Annotated in this window: 2 protein-coding genes; both read left to right on the top strand. The window is 72.9% G+C overall.

Annotated features, from left to right (window positions below; translation table 11 throughout):
• The first annotated feature begins 71 nt into the window (after positions 1-71).
• Complete coding sequence (locus ACIQOV_RS40920; RefSeq protein WP_401056151.1) at positions 72-1,034, top strand: polysaccharide deacetylase family protein; 963 nt, start codon at positions 72-74, stop codon at positions 1,032-1,034.
• Between the two features lie 41 nt (positions 1,035-1,075).
• Positions 1,076-1,541: hypothetical protein (locus tag ACIQOV_RS40915; protein ID WP_401056149.1), on the top strand; the 466-nt coding region annotated here is incomplete at its 3' end.

Here is a 1,541-nt window from a genome sequence, read left to right as displayed (position 1 = left end):
CAACCCCCACTCGGTTATTTCAAGCTGATTAGGTAATAGGCGATGAGTACGTGTGACTGGAGTTCAGAGGTGTGGTCTTCCGATCCCCCACCGCCAACCACCTCCTCGGCCACCCGCCCGACGCCCGCCTCCTGCTGCTCAACTGCGACGACCTCGGCCTGGACGAGTCCGTCAACCTCGCCGTGGTCGACGCCGTCCGGAACGGCATCGCCGCCTCCTGCAGCCTGATGACGCCCTGCGCCGCCGCGCCGCACGCGCTCCGGCTGCTGCGCCGGCACCCTGAGGTCCCCTTCGGCGTCCATCTCACGCTGGTCTGCGAGTCCGCGGACCATCGCTGGGGTCCGCTCGCCGCCCGGGACCGGGTGCCCTCCCTCCTCGACGCCTCCGGAGGGTTCTTCGCCCCCACCCCCGCCGGACGCGCCGCACTGCTCGCCCGGGCCCGACTCGACGACGTCGAGCGCGAGTTCCGTGCCCAGATCGACGCGGTCGCGGCGGCCGGCCTCGCCCCGACCCACCTCGACTTCCACTGCCTGGCCGACGGCGGCCGCGAGGACGTCCTCGACCTCACCCTCGCCCTCGGCGCCGAGTACGGCCTGGCGGTCCGGGTCTGGCTGCCGCCCGCACTCGCCCGGCTGCGCGCGCAGGGCCTGCCGGTGGTGGACCACGGCTTCCTCGACAGCTTCACCGTCCCCCTGGAGGACAAGCCCGCCCACTACGCCCGCCTGCTCGCCGCACTCCCCCCGGGCCTCACCGAGTGGGCCCTGCACCCCAGCACGGCCGGCCCGAGGACGGACGCGAAGGCAGACTCGAACCGCCACGGCCCGAACCGCCACGGTCCGAACCGCCACGCCCCGGACGACGGTTGGCGCGTCCGGCGCACCGACCACGCGTTCCTCGTCTCCCCCGAGGCCCGCCGGCTGCTCACCGAGCTCGGCATCACCGTCCTCGGCTACCGCACGCTCCAGGAGGCCTGGCAGCGGGCCCGAGGACGGCTCACGGCCGAGGCCCCCGGGCCGCCCGGTGTGCCACGATGAGGAGGTACGAACGATCCAGCGCCACAGGGAGGTTGACCGCCGTGGACCCGATCATCAGCTGCCGCTGGCAGGACCCGAACGGCGAGTGGGCCCTGACCGTCGGCCACAACGGCGACGACTGGGAACTGCTCGCCTCCGCCCCCGCCTGGTCGGAGTCGATCCCCTTCTCGAACCCGGACGAGGTCCGCCGGCTCGCCCAGGCACTGCTGGACCTGCCCGCCGACCCCGAGCCGTACGAGTTCGAATGGCAGCTCTCCCGCGCCGGTTCGGCCCCGGCCGAGGGCAAGCAGCAGCCGCACTTCGCGACCTTCGCCGTCGGCCTCGACCCCACCGACGACCACCGCCCCTACCTCGCCTACCAGTCCTACTACGACCTGGGCCGGGCGACCGGAATCGGCCTGGAGGTGATCTGCGAGGACCCGCCGGTCGACCACCTCCGCGCCCAGGCCCACGCCTTCCTCACCACCTTCCCCGAACCGTTCAACAGCACGGCCGGGCTGATCCAAC

This window comes from Kitasatospora sp. NPDC091257 (genome assembly GCF_044757675.1).
GTDB lineage: Bacteria > Actinomycetota > Actinomycetes > Streptomycetales > Streptomycetaceae > Kitasatospora > Kitasatospora lactacystinica.
This window is presented reverse-complemented; position numbering and strand designations above follow the sequence as displayed.